Raw genomic sequence first — 18423 nt, 5'->3', positions numbered from 1 at the left:
CGTACTCCACCATCCCCCAGGCAACCCGTCCACGCTGCTCCCCTACCGACCCTCGCGTGCACAGGACCGACCTGCTCATTCAACTAAGTACCACCGCAGGGCGAAGCCAAACCGGTCGACTGATGCCTCCTTCGACTACGGAGCATCCCCCCATGACCACCACTGCTGTGCCCTATCACCAGGCCCAGATTGTCCGCACCCTGCCCGCCTGGGCCCGAACCCTGCACCCCGACCATATCCGCCGCATCGTGCAGGGCGTACGCAAGGACTACCTTGACGAAAACGGCGCGCCCCATGCCTGGTTTGCCGCCGCCAGCGCTGAAGACCAGGCGCAGGTACGCCAGCTCATCAGGCTACGCGATGCGCAGTTCAAGGCCCTGCGAACGGCGCTCAAGGACTTCAGGCAGATTGGCGAATTCTGCAAGCCTTTGCTGGAGCAACGACTGGCCCAGGATATCGACGTCGAGCAAGCCCAGTACCTGCACCAGCCGTACAAGGTCTACACCACCCAGCAAAATCCCCCTGGACTGGAGTTCGGCAACGTACCTGAACTGATCAGGTTCCCTGATGGCCCGGCACAAAAGCGCACGCTGCTGGAGGCAGCACTGCACAACTTCGAAGGGGATGACGATCTGGGCCCGTTCGACGCCCTGACCCTTGGCCCGAACAACGACACATCACCGCCCGGCCTGGAACTGCAAGCGTTCGTCAGCCATTGCCGTGATCTGGATCTGGGCCGCCAGTACCAGGAGCACCTGCAGAGCATCTATGACGGCCCCGCACAGGCAACGATTCAGCAATTGTGGATAGAGGCAAGCCAGCAGACGCTGGACACCGAGGCAGAAATGGCGGTGCTCAAAGACCTGCTGTCGAGCAAAGGTCGCGACGCACTGGCTCAGCTCTGCGCCAACACCCGCACGCCGCACTACGGTGAGCACGCCCTGCACTGCTGGCGTTTCAGCCTGTTCGGCATTCCGATCCATGATGTCCTGCTGATCGGCCCGGATGAGGCTGACCAGAGCAATCCCTGCATCCTTTACATCCCCCAGGACAGCGAGCACCCGGTGAGGGAATTCCCCTCGTTGCAGAACGCCGGCGCTCACCTGCGTCAACGCTTGCTGCAAAGCGAATTTCGCCAGCACCTGATCGGCTTCGCAGACAAAGCCAGACAAGCCGAACTCAGCCACAAGCTCGCTGACGCCTTGTTCGAATCCAGCGACGGCGTGCGCAAACCGCGTAAGCAGCCCGATCTACGTTTCAACCGAACCCGCCTGGCATTACCCATCTGGACAGTGCTCTACAAGAACCACAAGCGCCGCCTCAAGGCAGATGCCAGAACCCTCGCGGTGCCCACCGCCGACGTCGACGCCAAGGCTCGCAAAGCGCGGCTGCAACAATGGCTTGACGCAGGCATGAACCTGCTCAACGTCGCCGCCTTCTTCGTGCCGGGGCTGGATGCGGTGATGCTCGGTGTGTTCGCCTACGACCTCATGGACTCGGTGTTCACTGGTTTCGAAGCGTGGGAAGAAGGCGATACCCAGGAGGCACTGCAGCAGCTCGAGTCGCTGGCCATCAATGCCGTGGTGGCAGCCGGTTTTGCTGGCGGCAGCACAGTGCTCAAGGCCTCGGGGTTCGTCGATGCCCTTGAGAGTGTCTGGAAAGATGGCCGCGAACGGCTGTGGCACGCCGACATGCGCGCCTATGGCACGTCCCGTTCGCTGCCGCTGGAGCCTCAGCCAAATGCTGATGGGCTCTACAGCATCGACGACAAACCCCACGTCTGGCTGCAGGGCGAGCTGTATGAGGTTTTTCAACGCGACGCTGAGTGGCGTGTGCGTCATCCCAGTGATCCTGATGCCTACAACCCGGCCTTGCGCTACCTGGGCGACCAGCGCTGGCAGCTGGCCCACGACGAACCGCTCGAATGGGACGATGCGCAACTGCTCGAAGGGCTTGGCCTGCATAGCCGGGGGCTGGATGAATCAGAGCGTCTGAGCGCCTTGCGCATCACCGACACCGATGCTTCCACCTTGCGCCGCCATCAGGTCGCCGGCTTACGCCCACCGGCCTTGCTGGCCGATGCCTTGCTGAGGTTGCGCCTGGATAACGACGTGCAGAGCATCATCACCCGGGTGCGTCACGGCCTGCCCCTGGCCGCCCACATGAACTTCGCCCTGCCGGAACTGGTGCGCCTGCCGGGCTGGCCGGCGCGCTACCGGCTCAAAGTGTTCAAGGGCGCCGAAAAGTGGGGGGATGCGGTTTACTATGGCGCAGAGGACAAGCCCGGCACGGTGCAGATCGAGATCGGTCGTGAGGAGCTGGACGAAGGCAAGCTGAGCCAGACTCTCCTGGCCGGGATGGATGAAGATGCCAAACAGCAATTGCTACCGGACACTGCGCCAGAGCAGCGCTCCAGGGCGCTCGACGAATTGTTGGCCGATAGCCTGGCCGCGCGCCGTGCCGAAGTGTTCGCCAGCCTGCTGAAATACCATCGCCCGACGCTTGGCGCCGAGGCGCAGACCCTTGGCCGGCAGTTCACCGGGCTGCCAGACAGTGCCCTGGAAGAACTCGTCGCGCATGCCGGCAGCCGCGAACGTGAAAGCATGAGGAACGGGCGCGTGCCGTTACGCGTGGCCGAGGAAGCTCGCCACCTGCAAGCGCGGGCGCGCCTTGACCGTGCCTTGCTTGGCCTCTATCGACCGAGCCTGGCCAATGCCGACAGCCAACTGCTTCGTGACACACTGCTGGCCCGACAACCCCATGCAAGTGCAGCGCAGTTGCTGGACATGGCCCTCGCTGACCGCGCTGCATGCGCGACCCTGCTTGGCCAGCAGCCCATCAAGCCAAGCTGGCGCTCGCCCATGCGCCTGGCCCATGGCCGCATCGGTTACCCGCTCAGTGGCCGCGGTGCAGGCCACCTCAGCACCAAGGCTGCGGCACGCCGGCTCAAGTCCCTGTACCCTTCCCTGAGCAGCGGCCAGATCAGCGCCTTGCAGGCCGAACTGAGCCTGGCAGGTGACCTCGGGTCAAAGGTCCGGCAGTTAGAAAATGAATGGAAGGAGCTCAAATCTAATCTGAAATCATGGAAAGACAGTGCTGCAACGCTGGCGATCCTGTTGGAACGTCAAGGATGCATCGCACGTATCCAGGAGGCTTGGCAGCGTACAGGTGCCAGCAACCAGGGGACGCTCTCGCTTGAGAGGTTCCGTTTGACGCACTTGCCACCACTCGCTGCCCGCCTCCCCCATATCCGCGAACTCAGGCTGCCAAGGCTTGAGCTGCAGCAACTGGATGCAGCATTCCTGGCAGGCTTTCCCAACCTGCAGGTGCTGGAAGTGTCCGGCAACCCGAGCTTACACGCGCAATCACTCTTCGAGGCGCTTGAAAACGTCCCGAGGCTTCGCTCGCTGAATCTGGCCAACAATGCCCTGGAAAGCCTCTCCGCTACTGCCCACAGGGCACTGGCTGCCATGCCTGACCTGCGCGAGTTGAATCTGAGCCGTAACCGGCTGACGCTGGATGAAAGCACGCTGCAACTGCTGGCCAGCCGACCGCTGGAAGTCCTGGAGCTGGGGCACAACCGCATTTCGCTTGATGCAAACCTGGCGGCGCGTTTTCAGGACATGGTGTTCCTGAAGCGACTGGCGCTGAACTTCAACCCGTTGCGACATGCACCGGATGTACGCTACATGGCCCGCCTCGAGGAGCTGATCCTGCACAGCTGCGAGTTGCAGGCATGGCCAAGCGGCCTTATCACCCTGATGTCACAGGCAAACTACCAGCTTCGCTTCCTGGAGCTTTCGTCCAATCGCATTCATCACTTAGACGGCGTGGACGATCTTGTGAATACCCCGTACGTAAGAGGTTTAGCCGCCCGCGAGCGAGGGCAAAGATGGCTGTTCAACTACAACAACCTGGAAGCCAATCTGGCAACGCGCCTGCGCACACTCGGCGTGAATATTTACGAAGCCGCGCCCGACAGGCCCGAGTGGCAAAACCTCTGGCGCGATTCGGCGAGCGCTGATCAGGAACGCGTCTGGAACGACCTGTTCGAGCACAACGAGCATGGCGACCTACTGGCTGTGTTGGAGCGCCTGACTCGCTCGGTGGAAGCGAACAGAGACCCGGAAGGCTTGCGCGATCGGGTATGGGCGCTGCTGGAGAAGGCCCACGACGAGACTGCGTTGCGCGAGCGCCTGAATCAGGTAGCACAATCCTTTCCCCCTACCTGTGGAGATGCCGGCGCCGATGCATTCAGCGCCCTGGAGGTGGAGCTGTTCGTCAGCCAGGCATCCGGGCAGACAGAGGGCGCCGCCAAGCCGCTTTTGCAGCTATACCGCAAGTTGTATCGTCGCGAGAAAGTCAACGAGCTGGCTGATCGTATCAGCCTGCAGCGCAGCTTGCGCAAGCAGGCCCTGCAGAACAACGCCATGGATGAGCAACTGCCGGCTTATGACGTGCTGGACGTCCCGGCGGCCTTCCCCGATAGCGCACTGACCACCGGCCTGGTGGACGACATCGAAGTCCGCCTGGCCCTGCGCCAGTCGCTGGCCAAGATACTGGACTTTCCAGAGCCCAGCAGTGGCATGCTTTATCGGTACACCGCCAGGATCGACGAGCAAATCATCGACAACGTGCGCAATGCCGTGCTCAAGCTCGATGCAGACACCGGCGCCAGGCAGCAGTGGATGGCCGAACAACCGGTGTGGGTCGACTACCTCAAGCGCCAACATGCCAGCCAGTTCGAGGCCATCACCGACTTCTGGCGGCCCGGGCTCGACTACCTGCTCTATTGCCTGGATGAAAGCCAGGAGCCGGTCACTCAGCTGAGCACCGCGATCATTCAGGCATTGAGCCCTGAAATGCCATCGCCGCCGCTGGACGAAAACGGCAGGCTACGCCGAGTACCGCTCAAGGATGCCGAGTACTACAAGGCCACCAATGCCCTGAACGGCGAGCAGCAGAAGGTTGAAGCCGGGTTGCTGCTGAGCCTCACCCGGCAAGCGGAAGTCCTCGATGCCTGAGGGCTGATCAATGACCACGCAGGTCTTCGAAGAAGGCCTGCCGCCCATCCACCTGGCTGGACGCACGCGGCGCTGCCGCCGCGTCACCATTGGCCGCCTCCACATGCCAATAGCAGTGCCTGACCGCGCGGGTCACCGCCACATAGGCCAGGCGCTGCACCTCCTCTTTCTGCGCGGTATCGAACGGCTGCGCATCTCCGGCCTTGCCCAGGCCGGCCTGGCGGTATACCTGGTTCTTGTAGGGCGAGCTGGTCAGGTACTGGCAATCGCCCAGCATGAACACGGCATCGGCCTGCAAGCCTTTGGCGCTATGGTAGGTCAGTTGGCGCAGGCGCCGTTGCTCGGCGGGCAACTGGGCCTCGGCGTGCAGGACGCTGTGCAGATGCTCGCTCATCAGCGCTTTGTCGCTGCCTTTGCGGTACAGCATCATCACCGACTCGCCGCGCTGGTAGTGCTCGATCAGCGTCTGGCCCAGCGCCGCCTCGTCACGGTCGAAGACCCGCACGGGCGTGCCCGGCAGCGCGGCGGCAGGCCCACTGGCCCGCGCCTTTTTGCCGGTAATGGCCGGCGTCCCTCGCACCAGGTGCTCGGCGGCATCGATCACCTGCTGCTGGCAGCGGTAGTTGTCGACCAGCATCACGCGGGTGTTGGCCGGTGACGGGAAGGCCTTGGTGAACTCCATGAAGTACTTCGGCGAACTGCCGCGCCAACCGTAGATCGACTGCCAGTCGTCGCCCACACACATCAGCGACGCGTGTTGGGCATTGCGCCCGGTGTGCATGACCGGGCCACGGCGGCGGATTTCCGCAAGGCTGGCGCGCAGCCAGCTGACGATCTGAGGCGAAACGTCCTGGAACTCGTCGATCATCAGGTGCGCCAGCGGCCTGAGCAGCGAGTCGGGCAGCAACTGCAGGTTTTCCGGGTTGTTCTCGCCGAACAGGGCGAACATGCGGTTGTAGCTCATCACCGGTGGCGACTGGTCGAGCAGGTGCGCCTCCAGGGCTTTCCAGTACAGGGCCAACGCCTCGAAGAACAACGCATCGGGATCGCCGGACGGGAAGCTCATGGCCGCCACGGCCGGGTTCACCTCAAGGCCCAGGTTCTCGATGAAGTTGGCGGCGCCGACAAAGGCATCGAGCAGCGGTGCCGGGGCCAGCTCGCCCTTGACCTTGTATTCGAAACCGGGCCCGGCCACGGCATCGCCGGCCAGTGAGGCGGCCAGGCGCCGGGCCATGGCGTAGTTGTCGAGCCAGATCAGCGGCTTGTCGCAGAACGCCTGCAACAAGGTGCGCTTGACCGCCCACTCGGCACGCACCGCCAGCTTGGCGCCGGGCCGCTGATACTGGGCACTTTCCGCCGGGTCGAAGCCCAGCACCACCCAGGCATCGAGGCCTTCCAGGCGGCCATGCACATGGAAGCGGCTGCCGCGGATCTGGACCGTTTCGCGGCAGGGCTCGATACCCTTGATCGGCCAGGCGCCAGCGGCGAACCACAGGTCTTCGATCACGTCGCACAGTTCTTCGTCACGCTGGGCGGCCAGCTGGGTGACCTGCACGCGCTTCTGCACATCCGGGTGGTCCGGGTCCAGCGGCTTGAGTTGCAGGGCCTCGCGGCGCAAGGCGGCGACGATCTCGGCGAAGCGCGGGCTTTGCCCGAGCAACTGGCTGTAGCACTGGTTGAGCTGCTGGCGCTGGGCATCGTTCAGGCGCAGGTCGAACGGGTTGCTGTCGGCCTCGGCCTCGCGGCCAGCCGGCATCTCATTGCCCAGGGTCTCGAACGCGCGCACCTGGCCGAAACCCGGCAGGCTGCGCACCAGCGGCAGGATCCGCGAATGGAAGGTGCGCACCAGCTCGCGCGCCTTGGCCGGTTGCAGGTCAAGCTGCCAGAGGGCGAACACCTGCACCAGGCGCTTGATGAAATCCTTGCGCGACTCACGGGTGAAGGTGACCACGGTCATCGCGTCCAGCTCGTAGCCCAGGTAGTGGCGCAGCAGCAGGATGCGCAGCACCAGCGAGGTCGACTTGCCCGCCCCGGCACCGGCCACCACGCAGGTGGACGGCGTGTCGCTGAAGATCAGCTTCCACTGCGCCGCGCTGGGCTGGGCCTCGGCAGGCAGGCGCTGGGCAACGTCGGCCTTGAAGCGCTTTTTCAGCTCCGCAGTCAAGGGCAGGCGCCAGTCATCGAAGAGGTTGTCGTCCCGGTCGGGCACGGCGGCGGTGTCCGGCCGTGAATCGCGGATCACCAAAACCTGGCGACCGGCTTCATAACCCTGTGCGTGGCCGAGGCTCCAGGATTCGCGATGTTGCGCCTGCAGGCGGGTCAGGCCACGGCCCAGCAAGCGGGCAGCCAGGCGGCGAAACCAGGGCAATTGGGCGGGCGGGGTCAGTTCGGCGAGGGCCTGGGGTTGCTCGTTGGCCACGGTCACTCCGTTGAAGATCGAATCAGCGGACCATGGTGGCTGGATCCGCCGAAAATCGCCAGCGAATGCTTGCAGATCAGTGCATTAGGCGATGAATCGCATAATCCACATCGCCATCATCAATCCACTAAACTGATCATAATTAGCCGATATTTACGCTTATTTTCGATCTATTTTTGTCGCATCATGGCTCCATTCCACTGATTCAAGGAGCACGACCATGCTGCAACTGCGACCGTTCGAAGGCCTCGGCCACGCCAACCACGGCTGGCTCGACGCTCACCACCACTTCTCGTTCGCCGAATACTACGACCCGGCGCGCATGCACTGGGGCAACCTGCGGGTCTGGAACGACGACCTGATCGCTGCCGGCAGCGGCTTCCCGCCGCACCCGCACCGCGACATGGAAATCATCACCTATGTGCGTGAAGGCGCCATTACCCACCAGGACAGCCTGGGCAACAAAGGCCGTACCGAGGCTGGCGACGTGCAGGTGATGAGTGCCGGTAGCGGCATCGTGCACAGCGAGTACAACCTCGAAGAGGTCGATACCCGCATCTTCCAGATCTGGATCGTGCCGGAGCGTACTGGTGATGCGCCGTCGTGGGGGACCCGCCCGTTCCCGAAAGGTGAGCGCGGCGAAGGTTTCGTGACCCTGGCCAGTGGCCGTGCCGGTGATGAAGACAGCCTGCAGATCCGTACCGACGCACGGTTGGTGGCCGCGACGCTGCGCGCTGGCGAAACCGCCGAATACCGCTTCGACGCCGGGCGCCGGGGTTACCTGGTGCCGGCCAAGGGGCTGGTGGAGGTCAATGGGCTGCGTGCCAAGGGCCGGGATGGGGTGGCGATCGAGCAGGAGGAAGTGCTCAAGGTCACCGCGATCGAGGACAGCGAAATCGTCCTGGTCGATGTCGCGTAAGTGAAGGGGGCCGCTTTGCGGCCCAATCGCCGGAAAGCCGGCTCCCACAGAGACCGCACATACCTTGAGACTTGTGCAGTTTCTGTGGAAGCCGGCTTTCCGGCGATTGGGCTGCAAGGCAGCCCCGCTCAGGTCATTCAGGCAATCGCCGCATCCACCAGCACCTGCGCCTCTTCCACCAGGCGCTTGAGGTGCGCCTCGTCGACAAAGCTCTCGGCGTAGATCTTGTAGATGTCTTCGGTGCCCGATGGCCGCGCGGCGAACCAGCCGTTGGCGGTCATCACCTTCAAGCCACCGATCGCCTGGCCATTGCCCGGCGCATGGCTGAGGATCTGCACGATCGGCTCACCGGCCAGTTCGGTCGACTTCACCTGCTCCGGTGCCAGCTTGCTGAGCGCCGCTTTCTGCCGTGCATCGGCCTTGGCCTCGACGCGGGTGGAGAATGGCTTGCCAAGCTTGTCGGTCAGGTCGTTGTAGGCCTGGCTCGGGTTGCGCCCGGTGCGTGCAGTCATCTCGGCTGCCAGCAAGGCCGGGATCAAGCCGTCCTTGTCGGTGGCCCAGACCGAGCCGTCCTTGCGCAGGAACGATGCGCCAGCGCTTTCTTCGCCGCCAAAGCCCAGCGAACCTTCGAACAGCCCCTGGGCGAAGAACTTGAAGCCCACCGGCACTTCGAACAGCTTGCGGCCCAAGGCCTGGGTGACGCGATCAATCAGGCCGCTGGACACCACGGTCTTGCCCACCGCTGCGTCGCTGCGCCATTGCGGACGGTGGCGGTACAGGTAGTCGATGGCCACCGCCAGGTAGTTGTTCGGCTGCAGCAAGCCGTCTGGCGTGACGATGCCGTGGCGGTCGTGGTCCGGGTCGCAGGCGAAGGCCACGTCGAAACGCTCGCGCAGGCCGATCAGGCCTTGCATTGCGTAAGGCGAGGATGGGTCCATGCGGATCTGGCCGTCCCAGTCCACGCACATGAAGCGGAAAGTCGGGTCGACTTCGGTGTTCACCACTTCCAGGTTCAGCTGGTAGCGCTCGGCGATCGCCGACCAGTAGCGCACCCCTGCCCCGCCCAGCGGATCGACGCCCAGGCGCAGGTTGGCGCCACGAATGACGTCGAAGTCGATGACATTTTCCAGATCGGCCACGTAGCTGGCCACGTAGTCATGGCGCTGGGTGGTGGCAGCTTGCAGCGCCTGGGCATGTTCCATGCGCTTGACCCCGGCAAGCCCGGCGGCCAGCAGTTCGTTGGCCTTGGCCTCGATCCACTTGGTCACATCGCTGTCGGCCGGGCCGCCGTTGGGCGGGTTGTACTTGAAACCACCGCTTTGTGGCGGGTTGTGCGACGGGGTGATGACGATGCCATCGGCCAGGCCCTGGCTGCGGCCACGGTTGTAGCAGAGGATGGCATGGGACACCGCCGGCGTCGGGGTGTATTCGTCGTCCTTGGAGAGCATCACCTGCACGCCATTGGCGGCCAGCACTTCCAGCGCACTGGCCGCAGCTGGCGCAGACAGCGCGTGGGTGTCGGCGCCGATGAACAGCGGGCCATCGATGGCTTTTTCCTGGCGGTACAGGCAGATGGCCTGGGTAATCGCCAGCACATGGTGCTCGTTGAAGCTCAGGTCGAACGAGCTGCCCCGGTGCCCCGAAGTGCCGAAGGCCACGCGCTGGGCCGCCACGGCGGCGTCAGGGCGGCCGGTGTAGTAAGCGGTGAGCAGGCGGGGGATATCGACCAGCACGCTGGCCGGAGCCGGCTTGCCTGCCAAAGGACTGAGCGTCATGCAAAAACCTCGAGTTCAACAGATGTTGGTGTTGGAACACGCAGTGTACTGGGAGTTGCAATACCGTGCGATGGGGCCGCCCAGGATTATTTAACGGCCACCTGCCACCAGGCGGGGAACATCTGTTGTACCCGTTGTTCGGCGAAACGTTCGTCGATCAGCACCAGCACTCCACGGTCCTGGTCGCCACGAATGACCCGCCCGGCGGCCTGGATGACCTTGCGCACGCCGGGGTAGAGGTAGGCGTAGTCGAAACCGGCGCCAAACTGCCGCCCCAGGCGCTGCTTGAACTGTTCGTTGACCGGGTTGACCTGGGGCAGCCCGAGGGTGGCGACAAAGGCCCCGATCAGGCGCGTGCCAGGCAAGTCGACGCCCTCGCCGAATGCCCCGCCGAGCACGGCAAAGCCCACCCCCTGCCCGTTTGCCACGAAACGATCGAGAAAGGCCTGGCGCGCGGTTTCGTCCATGCCTGGCGCCTGGGCCCACAGCGGGATACCGGGAAAACGTTCGGCGAGCAGGCAGGCCACCTGCTGCAGGTATTCGAAGCTGCTGAAGAACGCCAGGTAGTTGCCGGGCTGGCGCTGATACTGGTCGGCAATCAGCTCGGCGATCGGCGCCAGTGACGCCTGGCGTTCGCGGTAGCGGGTCGAGATCTGGCTGGCGATGCGCACCTCCAGCTGCTCGGCGCGAAACGGTGCCGCCACCTCCAGCCAGGCGGTATCGGCCGGCATGCCGAGCAGGTCGGTATAGAAATGCCGTGGGCTCAAGGTGGCGGAAAACAGCGTCACACTGCGCGCCGCCTGCATGCGCGGCGCAAGCAGCCGGGCCGGGGTGACATTGCGCAGGCACAGGCTGGCCAAACGTCGCTTGCGCGGGCCTTCACGCAGGCTGACATCGAACAGGAAATGCTCATCGAACAGCTCGGCCACGCGGCTGAACTGCAGCGCCTGGTAGAAAAACTGCAACACCTGGGCATCGACCTCGGCGGGTTTTTCGTTCATGCGTTCCTGGATCAGCCCGATACACTGTTGCAGGGCCCGCAGAAAGGCCTCCGGCAGCTGCTCACTGGCCTGGTACGGGGCCTGCTGCGCCTTGTACAGCGCGTTCCACTGCCGATTGAGCCGGTCCAGGGCGCTGCCGAGCCCTTGAGGTTTGCTCTGGCGCAAGGCGATCAACTGGCCCTGGTCGAGGCTGGCGCTGTACATGCCACGACCGCGCTCGACCAGGTTGTGCGCCTCGTCCACCAGCACGGCCACCCGCCATTGGTTGAGCTGGGTCAGGCTGAACAGCAAGGCATGGGCGTCGAAGTAATAGTTGTAATCGGCCACCAGGACGTCCACCCAACGGGCCATTTCCTGCCCGAGGTAGTACGGGCAGACCTGGTGCGCCAACGCCACTTCGCGCAAGCCGGCGCGATCGAGCATAGGCCGCAACGCCGCCGCCTCGCGTGCGGCAGGCAGGCGGTCGTAAAAGCCTTGGGCCAACGGGCAGGACTCGCCATGGCAGGCTTTGTCCGGGTATTCGCAGGCCTTGTCGCGGGCGATCAGCTCGAGGGTGCGCAAGGCCGGCTGCGGCGTGCCCGCGCTGATCTGGCCCAGCGCGTCCAGCGCCAGCGCCCGGCCCGGGGTCTTGGCCGTGAGGAAAAACACCTTGTCCAGCTGCTGCGGGACCATGGCCTTGAGCAGCGGGAACAAGGTGCCGAGGGTCTTGCCGATGCCAGTGCTGGCCTGGGCCATCAGGCAGCGCCCGGTGCTGACCGCCTTGTACAAGGTTTCGGCCAGTTGCCGCTGGCCCTGGCGAAACTGCGGGTAAGGAAAGCCCAGTGCCTGCAAACCCTGGTCGCGCTCGGCAAGGCGCTGTTGCTGAGCCTGGGCCCAGGCGAGAAACCGTTGGCACTGCACTTCGAAGAAGTGCTGCAACGCCTCGGCGCGACAGTGCTCACTGATCAGCGTCTGGCTGTCGGTGTCGACGTCCAGGTAGACCAATGCCACCTCGATGGCCGCCAGCTGCCGCGCCTGGCACAGCAGCCAGGCATAGACCTTGGCCTGGGCCCAGTGCAACTGGCGGTGGTTGGCCGGCTGTTTCGCCAGGTCGCCGCGGTAGGTCTTGATCTCTTCCAGGCGATTGGCGGCCGGGTCATAGCCATCGGCACGCCCGCGCACCAGCAGGCCCTGATACTCGCCCTCGAGGGCGACTTCCGCCTCATAGCCCGCAGCGCGCCGGGCGACTACCCGGCGGTGCCCTTCGATACCTTCCTGAGCCGTGGGTGACGGGGTAAAGCGCAGGTCCAGGTCACCGACCTTGGCGCTGAACTCGCACAACGCCCGCACCGCCACACGATAGCTCACGTTGGCTCACTCCAGCGCACATGGCAGACCGCCACCGGCAAGCCGTGCTCAGCGCAGAATGCCAGCCAGCGCAGTTGATTGTCCTGCAGGCGGTCACCCGGCCCCTTGACCTCGACCATCCGATAGCACTGCTGCTCCGGCCAGAACTGGATCAGGTCCGGCATGCCGGCGCGGTTGTTGCGGATATCCTGCAACAGGCGCAGGAAGCACTGTTTCAAATGCGCGGCGGGCAGGCACGCCAGCGCCTGATCGAGCAACGCTTCGCTGAGCATGGGCCAGAACACGAACGGCGATTGCAGGCCTTGCTTGGCCGCGTAGCAATCGAGGATGGCCTGGCGATGGGAACCGTCGTCAAGACGGCCCAGGCAGGCCGCGAAAGCTTCTGCACGCCGTTGCTGGAAATCGCTGTCATGCAAATCCTGCGGCGCGGCCTGGAACGGGTTGAAGAAGGCCCCCGGAACCGGAGCGAAGATCGCCTCCCAGCACAACAGGCCAAACAGGCTGTTGAACAGCGTGTTCTCCACGTAATGCGCCTGCCCACCCGCTTGTGCCAGATGTTGGCGCACGGCCTCCTCGACACCCAGCGCTGCCTGCTCACGCGGCAACTCCAGTTCGATCAGCGCCAGAGGCGCGGCGCGCCGGCGGGGCTGTGCGGGGCCGCCAAGCTTGCGGGCCAGCCGCGGCAACATGCGCTCCAGGGCTTGAACTTCCAGGGCGTTGGCCGGTGCGGCAGCCAGTTGACGGGCCAATGCGTCGGCCTGCGCCCAGCGCTCGCTGCGCTCGTACACACGAACCTGGCGGATACGCGCTTGCGCATGGCTGCTACGGGCATACACCGCCAGGGCCTGATCCCAATCACCCAGGCGCTCGCACTGCTGGCCCACGGCGAACAGCAACCGCCCATGGCGCCGGGCCAGCCAAGGGTTGTCGATACTCAGGCCGGCAAGCGTCGCCAGGATTGATCCAGGGTCCTCACCCAGTTCCAGACGCTCGGCGCACTGGTGCAGCGCGATGGCCTGGTCGACCTCGCTGCGCTGCTGCAGGGCACGTGAGTGGGGGCTGAACGCTACCTGCTCGTAACGCAGCAGGCCCAGGTCGGCCAGCACGAAATCCGACCAGTCCTGGTACAGGTTGCCGAAAAACAACAGGCGCATGCGATCGCACAGCGGCTGCAGGCACCACTGCACGATAGCCACCGGGGCCTGGGTGAACCAGTCGCGCAAGGGCCGGGCGGCCAGCGACAGGGGCCGCAGTTGCTCAAACAGGTCGGCCTTGGCCGCCCGCGGACGGCTCAACTGCCCAGCGAAACCGAGGGCGAGTTCATCCTTGCGCAACAGTGCAAACAGCTGCTCAAGGCTCAGGGCCTCGGGCTCGCGCACCCAACCCAATGCCAACAGCGGTTGCAAGGCCGCCATGCTGTCACCGATTTCGGCATAGTCCAGGCGGTCACAGCGAAACAGCTCGCCCTTGCGCATCACCATGCGCACCATCAGCGCCTGGGCCGGTTGCGCCAGCTCGGCAAAGGCATGCAGAAAGGCCATTTCATGCTCGTCGAGCAAGTCGGCATAACGTGACTCGACCCAGAGCAGTACCTGGCGGAAGTTGTGCAGGTAATACAGCGGGTCATCGACAGAGTGGGCGATCACAGGACAGGGTCGGGCAGCAAAAGTGAGCACTGTTTATACATACAGATCAGGCACACAGGCAAGCCCCCAGGCCCGTTGCGCCGCCCTACCGACGAATGGCGTCAAACGCCAGGGCCCGCGCCAGGTTCTCAAGCGCCTCGCTCAGCGCCTCAGGCTGCTCACCCAACCAGCTCAGCGCCAGGAACTGCCGGTGACGCCCATGCAGACTGAACTGCTCCCCTTCCAGCACCTGCAATGCCGAGTCCGCTGACGCCGCCACGGCTTGAGCGCTTACCATGGTCGGTGACAGGCGCACCCACAAGGCGTATCCACCTTCAGGCATGTCAAAGTCGACCTCCCCGCCCAACACCCTGCGCAGGTGCTGGCACAACTGCTCCATGCGCCCACGCAGCGCAACCCGCATCCGGCCCAGGTGCTCGTCGATTTCCCCGGAAGTGATCATCTGCGCCAGCGCCTGCTGGCGCATCGGGGCGAGCTGGAAAGCGCGCTGGGCGAACGCTTCTGCCAAGGCCATATGGCGCCCCAGCAGGTAGGCATAGGGCGCCTCGCCGCCCACTGTCGCCTCCAGCGAACCCAGCACCAGCAACCAGCGCGGGTCCACCCAGTCACGCAAGCGCGAGCTCGGAGGGCCGGAAAAGCACAGTTCGCTGTCCAGATCGTTTTCCAGCAACCAGACCGGGTGCACGGCCAGCAGGTCGGCAATCTGTTGCTGATCGCGCTCGGGCATCAGGCGCCCCACTGGGGTACCCAGGCACGAAGGCACGATCACCATGCGCACCGGTTCACCGCCCAGCAGCCTGGACAGGCTACCGATATCAGGGCTGCCGCCGGCAACCAGCGGCACCTCCAGGACCCGCACGTCGCAACGTTGCAAGGCCCGCAATATGCGCCAACAGCATGGGGAGGCGACCAGTACGGTACTGCCGCGCAGCGCCAATGCCTGCAGCAGCGTTTCCAGCAACGCCTGCACATCAGGGCCCAGGTGCACATCCTCAGGCCGCCAGTACTGACGGGAAGACTGGGTATAGCGCTCGGCCAGGGCATCTCGCAGGCGTGGCCCGCCCAGCACGTGTGTGGGCCGGGCACGCAGCCGCCCCAGGCGCCGCTCATGGGCGAACAGCGCGCGCTCCAGCAGTGGCTGCGCTGGTAGCGCCTGGGCTGCATCGGCCAGGCCGGCCTGCACGCCCACCTGGGCGAAGTAGCCAGACCTTGGCACCGACTGCACACGCCCTTCGTGCTCGAGCAGGCTGTAGGCAGCCTGCACCGTGGCCAACGAGACGCGCAGGCGCCTTGACAATGCCCGCAGTGAAGGCAAGCGTGGCTGCCCGCCCCGCTCGGCCTCTTCGATCAAGGCGACCAGGTAGCGGTACACCGCCTGATAGGCGAACTCACGCCCCATCAGGATGAAGCCTTGCGCGTCACGCTGCCCACAAACCGCAACTGCACATCCCGCCGCGCCAGGTTGGCCAGCAGTTGCCGTACCCCCGCCCCCAGCCGCCCTTTGTAGACCATGCGCAATTGCGCCAGTGGCAGGCCGCTGGTGTTCACGATCCAGTCCTTGACGGCATCAGGGCAGGATCTGCCCTGCAAGGCCCGGTGCAGGTAAGGCAAGGCGACCAGCATGTCAGCGTGACGGCATTGCAGAAACCGCTCCAGCCCAGCCCCCTGATTGGCAAACGGCCGGTACAACAGACAGGCAAGCTGGGTCTGCTCCAGCCCGTAGGCCTTGGCAAAGCGCACCTGCTGAGGCGCTTGAGGCCTGACCAGGCGTAGCGCTTGCCTGGACGCAGCAAGCGCCTTGCAGCGCCCGCCTATCTCGTACAGCTGCGCCAGCGCCAGAGGGTCGACAAATGCTGCCAGCGGTGCGCCTTCTTGCCCGAGCTCGATGCCCCAGCCCATCACCCGGTCCAGTTCGCCGGCAGTGAGCAACTGGGCGAGCAGATCGTCGATCACGATGACCCGCAGCGGCAATGCCCTTTCCTGAGCGATACCCGGCGCGTCAATCACCCTGCCCGGTGAACCTGCGACGGCATGCAACTGGGCCAGCCACGTGGCCAGGCTGTCTACGCATTGATGCAGCGCGTCGGGGCTGGCGACACCTGCCTGGCGCAGGCTCCGCCGGGCCCAGGCCGCAAAGCGCCGCCGCTGGCTGGCTGGCATGGCGGTGATCAGCGCATCGGCGCCCGGGTATTCGGCCAGTGCAAGGCGGACACCATCGGCCAGTTCCAGATGCGTGCGACTGCCCAGCAGCGCTTCCGGGCGCGCATCAACGAGGTGGCCGAACAACAGCAAGGCTTCACGTGACAAGGGTAGATGCCCGGCCGTGGCGCCACCCTGGTGACAGAAAGGTACAACTGCCGCTCCCTCGACCATAAGCAGCTGTACCCTTGGATCATCATGCATGAACAAGGCGTTGAAGCTGCGCTCATGCTGCTCGAGCAACGCGCTGCTGGTGGCCGGCAAACAGGTCACCAGCACCCGCAACTTGAAGGTCACCGGTGCTCGCAAGGCAATGCTCAGCTGGGCGGCGCGCAGTATGGCCAACAGCCGGGCGCTACGGCGGTCTGCCCCCTGAACCACCAGCAACCTGAACGTACCGATGTATTCCGGCCCGCCCGCAGCCACCAGCAAACGCTGGATCAACAACTGCAGCGAAGCGCGTTGTTCTTTGGACATATGATTCAACAGGCGCTCCAGCACTTGCTGATAGATAAAGTGCATAGCCTGGTCGTGAACAATACTCACGGCGTTACCTCACAACTTCATTCAGCACAAAAGCACGCCACCTGAACACGAGGGCAGCGGAATTACCTTGAAGAAACTTCCTACAATTAATTAGGAAATTTTGAAGTTGCTAAACGCTGTCGCCACACCATTGAAAAATACGAGCCCGCCCAAGCACCCGCCACCGCCTTGAACCGCGCACCGCCGCGCCTGCTCTTCTCCACTGCACGCTCCTCGCACCAACTATCAATGCGCCATTATCGAGCGTTGCATATGGATTAAAAGATACAGATCCTGATGAAAATACCATTCAGAAATCAGCAAACGCACAATGCACAGAGCAGAAAAGCTCGCCAGGAAGCTGGCAATGATTAACCAGCAACATCAACTTACAAAACCAGCAACTTCACCCTGTTCAAATATAGTCAGGCAAAAATGCAAAAACCGGGCATCAGCCCGGTTTTTCGTTGCCAAACATGCCGTCAGCGCGGCGCCATATCGAGCACTACCCGCCCACCACAGGGGCATTCGTCCATGTAGCGATGGGCCTCGACCACCTCGGCGAACGGATACACCTTGATGATCTGTGGCGTCAGCAACTGATCGGCGGTGAACTGGTTGATATCACGCAAGGCCCGTTGCAGGGCCACCTGGTCCTGGCTGATGCCCAGCTCCGGCTTGCCGGTGAAGTTGCCGATACAGTGCACGTAGAACTGGATGTTCTTCTGGAACGCCGCACAGGCCGGGAACGGCGTCTGGTTGCCGCCCTGCAGGCCGTACAGCACCAGGCTGCCCCGCGGTGCCAGCACATCGCCAAGCAGCGACATCTGCGGGCCGCCCATGCCATCGAGGACCATGTCGACGCCGCGCCCATCGGTGTACTTGCCAACCTGCATGAGCAGGTCCTGCTCTTCGCTGACGATCACCTTGTCGGCGCCCAGGCCCAGCAGGTATTCACGCTGCTCGGGTTCCTTGGTGACGGCAAATACCTTCAGGCCGAGAGCCTTGCCCAGCTGCACGAAGGCCGGCCCGGCACAATGGCTGGCATCGGTGACCAGCGCGGTCTGCCCGGCCTTGGCCCGCGCCAGGTCGACGTAGGCGAAGTAGGCGATCAGCAGCGGCGTGTAATGCACGCTGGCCTCGATCGGCGTGAGCACGTCCGGATAACGGGTGATGGCGCTGCGCGGCAGGACGATGACATCGCCATACACTGGGTGATCGTTGGCACTGGTGGCCGGGAAGCTCGCGACCCGGTCGCCCACCGCGATGTCATCGACGCCTTCGCCGACCGCCGTCACCACACCGGCCATCTCATGGCCGATCCCTGCGGGCAGACGGGCTTGGGATGGCGCCAGGTTCTGCCGCCAGAGCACGTCATACCAGCTCACGCCGATCGCCTCGACGCGGATCTGCACCTCGCCGACGGCAGGTGACGGTTCGGCCTGCTCCTCGCAACGGAGCACATCGGCAGCGCCGAACTTGTGGAAACGGATCATGCGGGACATCGCATACCTCGCCTGTGTGAATCTCGTATTACCACGGACTTTATCCGGGCTTTTACCGTTAGA

Annotated in this window: 9 protein-coding genes; 2 read left to right on the top strand and 7 right to left on the bottom strand. The window is 64.2% G+C overall.

The annotated features are described in order from the left end of the window. Positions 1-152 precede the first annotated feature (152 nt). Entirely contained in the window at positions 153-5024 is a 4872-nt protein-coding gene (locus tag ACIPZ5_RS21380) for an NEL-type E3 ubiquitin ligase domain-containing protein (protein WP_400810478.1), read from the top strand. A gap of 7 nt (positions 5025-5031) precedes the next feature. Here the strand turns inward: ACIPZ5_RS21380 and ACIPZ5_RS21375 are convergent, their stop codons facing one another. Continuing rightward, the gene (locus tag ACIPZ5_RS21375) at positions 5032-7443 is read right to left on the bottom strand and encodes a UvrD-helicase domain-containing protein (RefSeq protein ID WP_400810477.1); all 2412 of its coding nucleotides are present in this window, start codon (positions 7441-7443) and stop codon (positions 5032-5034) included. Between the two features lie 220 nt (positions 7444-7663). Here ACIPZ5_RS21375 and ACIPZ5_RS21370 point away from each other — a divergent pair, with 220 nt between their 5' ends. Then, a complete protein-coding gene (locus ACIPZ5_RS21370; protein ID WP_085677671.1) occupies positions 7664-8362 on the top strand; it encodes a pirin family protein in 699 nt (232 codons plus the stop codon). Positions 8363-8499: 137 nt separating this feature from the next. Here the strand turns inward: ACIPZ5_RS21370 and pgm are convergent, their stop codons facing one another. From pgm to ACIPZ5_RS21340, 6 genes are all read right to left on the bottom strand, one after another. Then, a complete protein-coding gene (pgm, locus tag ACIPZ5_RS21365; protein WP_400810475.1) occupies positions 8500-10137 on the bottom strand; it encodes a phosphoglucomutase (alpha-D-glucose-1,6-bisphosphate-dependent) in 1638 nt (545 codons plus the stop codon). Between the two features lie 86 nt (positions 10138-10223). Further along, a complete protein-coding gene (locus ACIPZ5_RS21360) occupies positions 10224-12485 on the bottom strand; it encodes an ATP-dependent DNA helicase (RefSeq protein WP_400810474.1) in 2262 nt (753 codons plus the stop codon). Next, positions 12482-14131 carry a VRR-NUC domain-containing protein gene (locus ACIPZ5_RS21355; protein ID WP_400810472.1) on the bottom strand — a complete coding sequence of 550 codons (1650 nt, stop codon included), beginning with the start codon at positions 14129-14131 and terminating at the stop codon, positions 12482-12484. The genes ACIPZ5_RS21360 and ACIPZ5_RS21355 overlap by 4 nt, the downstream gene beginning before the upstream one ends. An 85-nt stretch (positions 14132-14216) precedes the next feature. Further along, a complete protein-coding gene (locus ACIPZ5_RS21350; protein ID WP_400810470.1) occupies positions 14217-15530 on the bottom strand; it encodes a PLP-dependent aminotransferase family protein in 1314 nt (437 codons plus the stop codon). Then, positions 15530-16876: a hypothetical protein gene (locus ACIPZ5_RS21345; RefSeq protein ID WP_400810468.1), complete on the bottom strand. Its 1347-nt coding sequence runs from the start codon at positions 16874-16876 to the stop codon at positions 15530-15532. The genes ACIPZ5_RS21350 and ACIPZ5_RS21345 overlap by 1 nt, the downstream gene beginning before the upstream one ends. A 461-nt stretch (positions 16877-17337) precedes the next feature. Continuing rightward, positions 17338-18360, bottom strand: coding sequence for a zinc-dependent alcohol dehydrogenase family protein (locus tag ACIPZ5_RS21340; RefSeq protein ID WP_261943962.1), 1023 nt, complete (start codon positions 18358-18360; stop codon positions 17338-17340). Positions 18361-18423 lie beyond the last annotated feature (63 nt).

Origin of the sequence: Pseudomonas sp. NPDC089428 (genome assembly GCF_044749325.1) — a bacterium.
Lineage (GTDB): Bacteria > Pseudomonadota > Gammaproteobacteria > Pseudomonadales > Pseudomonadaceae > Aquipseudomonas.
The sequence above is the reverse complement of the archived record's forward strand: the minus strand, read 5'-3'. Positions and strand labels throughout refer to the sequence as shown.

What these genes read in the sequence shown, in the direction of transcription:
- ACIPZ5_RS21380 (WP_400810478.1), top strand. Translation starts at nt 153, where the DNA reads ATGACCACCACTGCTGTGCCCTATCACCAGGCCCAGATTGTCCGCACC.
- pgm (WP_400810475.1), bottom strand. Translation starts at nt 10,137, where the DNA reads ATGACGCTCAGTCCTTTGGCAGGCAAGCCGGCTCCGGCCAGCGTGCTG.
- ACIPZ5_RS21370 (WP_085677671.1), top strand. Translation starts at nt 7,664, where the DNA reads ATGCTGCAACTGCGACCGTTCGAAGGCCTCGGCCACGCCAACCACGGC.
- ACIPZ5_RS21350 (WP_400810470.1), bottom strand. Translation starts at nt 15,530, where the DNA reads ATGGGGCGTGAGTTCGCCTATCAGGCGGTGTACCGCTACCTGGTCGCC.
- ACIPZ5_RS21340 (WP_261943962.1), bottom strand. Translation starts at nt 18,360, where the DNA reads ATGTCCCGCATGATCCGTTTCCACAAGTTCGGCGCTGCCGATGTGCTC.